General features: G+C 59.0%; 7 protein-coding genes. 2 read left to right on the top strand and 5 right to left on the bottom strand.

Going from position 1 to position 7,322, the window contains the following annotated elements:
- Positions 1 to 86: 86 nt before the first annotated feature.
- Complete coding sequence (locus GBM95_RS05365) at positions 87 to 557, bottom strand: AAA family ATPase (RefSeq protein WP_152158149.1); 471 nt, start codon at positions 555 to 557, stop codon at positions 87 to 89.
- Between the two features lie 215 nt (positions 558 to 772).
- Here GBM95_RS05365 and GBM95_RS05360 point away from each other — a divergent pair, with 215 nt between their 5' ends.
- On the top strand, positions 773 to 2,383 hold the full coding sequence (locus GBM95_RS05360; protein ID WP_152158148.1) for an AAA family ATPase: 1,611 nt from the start codon (positions 773 to 775) through the stop codon (positions 2,381 to 2,383).
- Positions 2,384 to 2,481: 98 nt separating this feature from the next.
- Here the strand turns inward: GBM95_RS05360 and GBM95_RS05355 are convergent, their stop codons facing one another.
- Genes GBM95_RS05355 through GBM95_RS05345 form a run of 4 tightly spaced genes read right to left on the bottom strand, consistent with a single transcriptional unit; the run spans position 2,482 to position 5,612 of the window.
- Positions 2,482 to 3,132 carry a heme-binding beta-barrel domain-containing protein gene (locus GBM95_RS05355; RefSeq protein WP_152158147.1) on the bottom strand — a complete coding sequence of 217 codons (651 nt, stop codon included), beginning with the start codon at positions 3,130 to 3,132 and terminating at the stop codon, positions 2,482 to 2,484.
- A gap of 37 nt (positions 3,133 to 3,169) precedes the next feature.
- Complete coding sequence (locus GBM95_RS05350) at positions 3,170 to 3,616, bottom strand: response regulator transcription factor (protein WP_226963169.1); 447 nt, start codon at positions 3,614 to 3,616, stop codon at positions 3,170 to 3,172.
- Positions 3,583 to 3,771 carry a response regulator transcription factor gene (locus tag GBM95_RS12585; protein WP_226963168.1) on the bottom strand — a complete coding sequence of 63 codons (189 nt, stop codon included), beginning with the start codon at positions 3,769 to 3,771 and terminating at the stop codon, positions 3,583 to 3,585. The genes GBM95_RS05350 and GBM95_RS12585 overlap by 34 nt, the downstream gene beginning before the upstream one ends.
- The gene (locus GBM95_RS05345) at positions 3,768 to 5,612 is read right to left on the bottom strand and encodes a sensor histidine kinase (protein WP_152158146.1); all 1,845 of its coding nucleotides are present in this window, start codon (positions 5,610 to 5,612) and stop codon (positions 3,768 to 3,770) included. Before GBM95_RS05345 ends, GBM95_RS12585 begins: the two co-directional genes overlap by 4 nt.
- Positions 5,613 to 5,827: 215 nt before the next feature.
- Here GBM95_RS05345 and GBM95_RS05340 point away from each other — a divergent pair, with 215 nt between their 5' ends.
- Positions 5,828 to 7,321 carry an FAD-dependent oxidoreductase gene (locus tag GBM95_RS05340; RefSeq protein ID WP_152158145.1) on the top strand — a complete coding sequence of 498 codons (1,494 nt, stop codon included), beginning with the start codon at positions 5,828 to 5,830 and terminating at the stop codon, positions 7,319 to 7,321.
- Position 7,322 lies beyond the last annotated feature (1 nt).

The raw sequence follows: 7,322 nt of genomic DNA, 5'->3' as shown, positions 1-7,322 counted from the left end.
AAACTGCCAATTTTTAGACTGTAAACAACCGAATTTATGTGTTGGGTCCGGATTTTCCGGTTGCAGTCATAAAAATTGGCACTTGCTCAGACCTTCCTATATTTAATGAGTGCAGGATTTGAAGAGAGCCCGAATGCCGCGAAGTAGGCGCGCTCCTCGTCATCAAGCTCCGGAGCCGTAGTCAGAAAGGGAAATTTTCCAAACAGTTCCCTAAGCGCCAGCACGATCAGATCGCGCGCTTCCTCAAAGGTCGGCGCCTTGACGCCGGAAAAAGAAAGACGGATGACCGGAATCTTTCCGGCGACTCTGCGCATCTTCTCGCTCGACCAGACCTCAAGATCCCCGAAAAGAGCTTCCTGATTGGTTTCCGCCACCGTAAAGAAGCGCTCCACTGTATCGATCATGAGCGATTTGCCGAATCGACGCGGACGCGTGAGCAAGGTCACGAGCGCCCCGTTCTCCCACCATTCGCGGATGAAGGCCGTCTTGTCGATATAAAAATAGTTCGACGCGCGCATCCGGCCAAAATCCTCAATGCCCAGGGATACCGTTTTCATCTTGCCTCCTTTGCGAGGCAGTCTAACAAAGGTTCCTAAGGCCTCAGCCGCTCTGAAGCACAGGAGCGCATCCTTCTGGTCGGATGCAAGCGCAGACGCCTCAGCAGCCGACGCACTGCGGATACCTTAGACTTGAGCATCGTCCAGAAATCCCCCGGGTCTTTTGGGAAACACACATGGATGCTGCCTTTAATAGATATCTCCAGAGGGTTTAAATGACTGCTCCAACGGAAAAAACGCTCCCTCTCGGAACATCTGATTTTGCTGCGCTGAGAAACTCCAATGAGATCTATATCGACAAGACCGCTCTAATCTACGAGCTTGCTTCCGTCCGCAGCAAGATTTTCATTTCTCGGCCGCGGCGCTTCGGCAAATCGCTTCTCGTTTCAACCTTTGAATCGCTTTTTAAAAACGGCCTTCGGGATTTTTCGGGCCTTAAGATTGAAAAGCTCTGGAAGGACAAAACTTATCCGGTCGTCAGACTGGACTTCTCCGACTTGAAGGATCTCCCATCCGCGGAAGAGTTCCAAAAGTCGCTTCGCAGCATGATTGCGACCGCCTTTGCCGCAATCGGCTTCCGGTACGACCCGGCAGACACCGTGAGCCTCTTTCTCGACCAGTTCAAGCTCTGGCTCTCCACTTTGGAAACCAACAGCTTTGTTCTGCTGATCGACGAATATGATGCGCCGCTCACCGCGCATCTCGAGAATTCCCGTCTGTTTAATGAGATCAGGACAGTCCTGAGCCGCTTTTACGCAGTTGTCAAGAGGTATGAAGGCTGCCTCCGGTTCTTCTTCATGACCGGCATCACAAAATACAGTCAAACCAGCATCTTCTCCGAACTAAACAACTTCGACGACATTACTTTAAATCCGGCCTATGCAACGCTTATCGGCTATACCGAAGAGGAAATCAAATCGGGATTTGCCGCGTACCTTCGGAATGCCGCGGAAAAACTCGGCACCACTGAAAAACACGTGCTTCAAAACCTTCGGGATAACTACGACGGCTTCTCGTTTGAGCCTTCCGCTCAATCCCATGTGTTCTGCCCGTGGTCGGTCCTCAACTTCTTCAAGTATCCGCAGCAGGGCTTTAAGAACTACTGGTACGAAAGCGGCGGGCAGCCCTCGCTCCTACTCAAATACCTCGAAAAGCATCAGCTGGTGCGGCCGGAGTCCTTCGACGTTCCCGTCGCCATGACGCTCGACGAATTGGGCGCCGTCCGCCAGTACGACAAGCTTTCGGTCGAGGCGCTTCTGTTTCAGGCGGGCTACCTCACGATCAGGGAGCAGCTCAACGTCGCGGAAGTCGAGGTGGGATATCCGAATAAGGAAGTCGAGCTTTCCATGGCGCGGCTTTATGCGGACGAAATGCTCCGCGACATCAACCGACTCGATGCCGGCGTCTCCCGGCTCGCGAAGATGCTCGACCGGGAATGCCCGGAAACGGTCATTGCGCACTTCAACCAGGTCTTCAACGCCATCGACTATTCACGCTATCCGGTTGTCAATGAAGCCTCCTGCAGGAGCCACCTCCAGGTACTTCTGATGGGCGGCGCAATGGTGCCGGATGTGGAAAAGCATTCCGCACTCGGAAGAAGCGATCTAGAGGTGGAAACGCCTCATCGCCGCTGGGTATTCGAACTCAAGTTCAGCGCAGACGGCACCAATGCCGAAAAGCTCCTCCGGAGCGCCGTCATGCAGATCCGTGATCGCAGGTACGGCGAAGCGCCTCACGGCAGAGAGCTCATTGCCGTTGCCATGGTCTTCAACGGCAGGGAAAGGCGGTTTGACCGGTGGGAGGTCGTTCCTGGAGCCGCGTCATAGCACTTCCCAGGCGCCGCAAAAAAAAAGGACGGATGGCCCGGGGAATTTCCCGGGCCATCCGTCCTTCCATTCATTCAAATGAACTCAGAGCCGCGCGATTACTTCGGATTGCGGTTCATGAGGCCTTCTTGAACCATGGCGGGGTTCGGGCGGGCAGCGGCAATCATGCGGAGCGTGTTTTTGTCCGTGTGATGGAATTCCTTTTCGACGCCCGGAATCACGAGGACCGTGTCTTCCTCGTAGGAGATGGAGCCGTCCTCATTGAAGGTGAACGTGATGTCCCAGGACTCGGTGCGGAAGTTCTTCTCAAGGAACGGGTTCGAAGCAATGCCGTTCATGGTCGAACCGCGTTCGGCGCGCAGATGAATCTGCTTGTCGCCGGGCTTTGCCTTCCCGACCGCCATCGCGACCTGAGCGCGCGGAATGGCGAGCGTCATGAAGACGGTTTCGGTCTCGGGCTCCCAGAGAAGATAGCCCACCTGGTCGTGGAAGGCGTTGAGTTCGCCGGGCTTCGTGATCGCCACGTGGTAGCGAAGGCCGTAAAGAAGCTGCGGGCCGCTGTTCTGGGGGTCGAGCAGCTCATAGGTCTGCGTTTCAACGAAGGGTTCGGATTCCGTGCCTTCGGCGACCGGATGCGTATCGACGCCGTCAGCACCGTACCAGGTGCCGGCAAGAGGCGCGAGGGGGCCGAGGTTGGCAAGCGTATCCGGGCTTGCGGGGGTCTCGGTGTAAATATCTTCGTGATGCATGGTCTTATCCTGAAAATGGAATGCAGCAGCTTCGTCCTCAGTACTTGAGCTGGAATCGATGCTGCAGCTCCTTCGCATTATGAGCTCCGAGCTTGCGCATTGCATTGGCGCGGAAGAATTCAATTGTGCGCTTCGAGACGCCGAGCCGTTCGGCAATCTGCCTGTTGGTAAGGCCTTCGCAGACCAAACGCACCACCTGCTCCTCCCGATCGCTTAAAGGATCTGTTGCAATTTTTGCTTCTGCGTGCGAAGCGCCGAAGACCGGAGCATCCTTGAGCGCATGCTCGATCGTCGCGAGAAGCTTCTCGGACCCCACGGGCTTCGGGATGAAGCTCACTGCGCCCTTCTGCATCAGGTCGACCGCAAGGTCGATCGAGCCGTGCGCGGAAAGAAAAATGATGGGAATCTTCTGCCCGGCCCGGATGAGCGCTTCCTGAAGCTCCGGACCGCTCATGCCGCCCATTTTGACGTCAAGAAGGAGCACCCCATACCTCGATGGATCATCCTTTCGAGATAGCTTTCCGCACTCTGATAAACGGCGGTCTCGTAGCCTTCGCCCTCAAGCACGAAGGAAATGGCCTCGCAGAGCGCTTCGTCGTCGTCGACGATGCGGATGAGCGGTTCTTCAGACTTCGTCATGCGCGGTTCTCCTTTTCCATCTCTTCTTTCGTCGTTTCCTTCTCATTCCCGGCATCCGGGGAGGCCGTCGGCAGGATGATATCCGCTGCGAGCCCGTCCCCTGCGGCTCCCCCGCCGGAGCGGAAGACGAGCTCTCCCAGGTGGCGTTCCACGAGGTGCTTCACGATTGAGAGACCGAGGCCGAGGCCTTCGGGCTTCTCGCTCGAAATGGGAGATGCGAGCGCGCGGATTTTCTCTTCGGAGAGCTTCGGGCCGTTGTCGGAAACCTCAAAGCGCACCTTATTCCCGACGCAGCTTACTTCGAGGACGACCCGGGGGCTCTCGACGCCGCGAACTGCTTCCACGGCATTGCGGATGAGATTCACGACGGCAAGCTCGAGCTCAAGGACGCTACCGCGCACTTCCGAATGCCGCGCCTCCCGGGAAATGATCACCTCGGTTTTTGCCTCGAGCTTCGGATACGTCTCCCGAATGTGCTGGACGAGATCCGCTACCCGGATCCGCTGGAAAACGGGCTCGCGCTGGTGGGCATAATCCCGCACGCGGTCGACGATCGCCCCCGCGCGCTCGGCCTGTCCGGCGATCCTCCCGGCGATTTTGAGAACGCTCTCGTTCGTGGCGGTTCCGGCCCTGGCCCTCCGCTCGAGCCCCTCGGCAAAGAGGCGGATGGCAGAGAGCGGCTGATGCACCTCGTGCGCGATGAGGCTTGAGAGCTGCCCCACAGCGCCTGCGCGCTGCAGCATTGCAATCCTCTGGCTCTGCTCGACTTCGCGGACGTGCACTTCCTCGAGCTCGCGCTCTCTTCTTGCCACGAGGACCCTGAGCCGCCAGCCGTGATAGGCGAGCCCCGCAACCGCGAGAAGGAGAATGAGGAGATAAGGCCAGAAGGCATTGACGAAGCGGCTCATCGTCCAGTCCCTGAGATACGCATAGGGACCGATCCTCAGGTCCTCGAGGAGCTTGTCGACCGCATGAAAGTCCGTCGCGACCGACCATTCGCGGCCGCTTTCCGTCGCGGGCATGGTGAGGAGCGCAACGAGGAGCTTTCGCGAAAGTTCGGGCGTCACGGTAGGCATGACGGACAGGCTGTGGGCCGGATAGAGCCTCGTGCTCGCAACGCAGGAGACCGCGCTCGTGTCGACGCCCTTCGGGGGCGCAAGGACGCGGAGCTTTCCCGTCACATCCGGATATTTGCGGCTCAGTTCCTCAAAGGCGCAGAGCCTCAGAAACCCGACGTCCGTCGTCCCCGAGGCAACCGACCGGGCAACCGACTCCATCGAGTCGCTGCGGTTGAAGAACTGCGTGCGCCCGAAAAACTTGTCGGGATTCCGACCGAGCGCCGCAACCTCCCCCATCGCGATCTGATAGCCCGAAAAGCCCCAGGCCATGTTGGCCGAAAGCCTTGCGCCCTCGAGTTCGGCGAGCGTTCTTGAGTCTCCCTTGCGGAGAATGATCGCCGTTCCTTCATTGTGGTTGGGATCCCTCAGGCCCGGCGCCACGGATGTCGCGAGGGGCCTCGCGCCCATGGGCGCAAAGCGCCTTGCCGCCCCGGAGCTGCTCACGAAGACGTCAACCTCTCCCGCCTTCACGGCCTTCTCGAGATCGGCAACCGTGTAGTCCGTCACCGTCACGTTCTCAATCCCGAAGGTATCAAAGAGCGTCGTGAGGGTTGCCGCATCAAATTCATCCCGCTGCTCGGGGAGAGCAAAGGCGCCGACGCCCACGCGGATCTGCTTTTGCGCCGGAGCCTCAGGAGCGGCGCCTCCCTCAGCATGGGAAATACCGGGGAGAGAGAGGAGGAGAAAGCCTGCCAAAAAGAGAGAAGGAATGGCCTTATTCATTGGAAAAATGCCGGAGGATCAATGTCATGGAGTCTACAGAACGCCTGTCGGGAAACCCTGGAGAAGCTTTAAGGCTCGCTTCAGAAAAGTCCTTTTTCTTGTCCTGAAGCAACCATACTTATCGGTGGGGCGCACCTACACTTCCGGCTGACTCCAAAGGGACTGTCTGAAGTCCTTTCAGCATTCATATACAACAAAAAAACAGGAGAAGCATGATGTCGAGCACGGATATGACCCGCCGCGGCCTCTTGAAGACTTCCATTTTCGGCGCAGCCGCTGCCGGTGCCGCCGGCATTGCCGGCGCTGCCGAAGCCAAGACCGCAGGCAAGGCGAAGGCCCCGGTCTATGATGCCATCATTGTGGGCGCCGGTCCTGCCGGCCTGATCGCCGCCATTACGGCGCACGATCTCGGCGCCAAGGTGGTGCTTTTTGAAAAGCGCGACCGTCCGGACGGCAACGCCATCTTCGCCCTCGGCTCCATCTGCGGCTGGGGCACCCGGCACCAGAAGGAACAGGGCATCGAGGATACGGCCGACGCCTTCTACGCCATGATGATGGACATCTCCAAGCAGATGGGCGACAAGTCGCTCAACCGCACCTATACGGACAACATTTCCGAAGGCATCGACTGGCTTGAAAAGGATATCGGCGTCAAGTTCGGCAAGATCCGTCCGATGCCCTATCCGCGTCTCGGCCGCACCTGCCGCGTCCTGGGCGACGGCATCACGGGCGGCGCCCGCCTCGTGCAGTACCTCCTTGCCGCCGCGAAGAAGCGCGGCATCGAAATCCGCTACGAGCACAAGGTGATCGAGCTCCTTCACGACGACCACTTCCGCGTGACGGGCGTGAAGACCCTCTCGGACGAAGGCCAGAAGGAATGGCTCGCCAAGGGCGGCGTCTGCCTCACAACGGGCGGCTTCTCCGCCAACCCTGAAATGGTCGACCGCTACATCGGCGGCTGGGCCACCCGCATGGTGCTGCGCGGCTCGAAGTCGACCACCGGCGAAAACGTTTCCCTCACGCTTCCGCTCTATGCGAAGTTCGTGAACATGGATCAGTTCCACTGCGGCCCGATCATCGGCGTCACGCACGTGAACCCCGCCGACGTTCTCAATTCCGGCTACGGCGTTCAGGTCAACACCTCCGGCAAGCGCTTCATGGACGAGAACAACACCTACGTGGTGAAGGCCCGCACGACGGCGCTCCAGACGCTCGACAACCAGGCCTGGGTGATCGTCGACAGCACCTGCCCGGTGCTTGAGAAGGTGATCGCCAAGTTCGACCGCCTCAACAGCCCCTACGGCAAGGCCGATACGTTGGAAGCCCTCTGCAAGCAGGTGAACCTCCCCGAGAAGAACGTTCTCAAGGAAGTGAAGGCCTACAACGACGCGCTCGCCGCCGGCAAGCTCGACGAAATGACGCCTCCCTGCACCTACAAGAACCCGCACCCCGTTGCGAAGGCCCCGTTCTACGCCGTTCCCTTCCAGGGCGGCATGACGGCCACCTTCGGCGGCCCGCTCATCAACACCAAGGCTGAGATTCAGAGCCTTGACGGCGGCAGCATCCCCGGCCTCTACGCCGCGGGCAATGCCGCGGGCGGCATCTTCTACTTCAACTATGCGGGCGGCGCGCAGCTCGGAGCCGCTACGGTCTTCGGCCGCATTGCAGCCCGCGAAATGGCTGCCCGCGCCAAGAAGGCGAAGATCTGAA

Origin of the sequence: Sutterella seckii (assembly GCF_009183815.1) — a bacterium.
Taxonomy (GTDB): Bacteria; Pseudomonadota; Gammaproteobacteria; order Burkholderiales; family Burkholderiaceae_F; genus Sutterella; species Sutterella seckii.
This window is presented reverse-complemented; position numbering and strand designations above follow the sequence as displayed.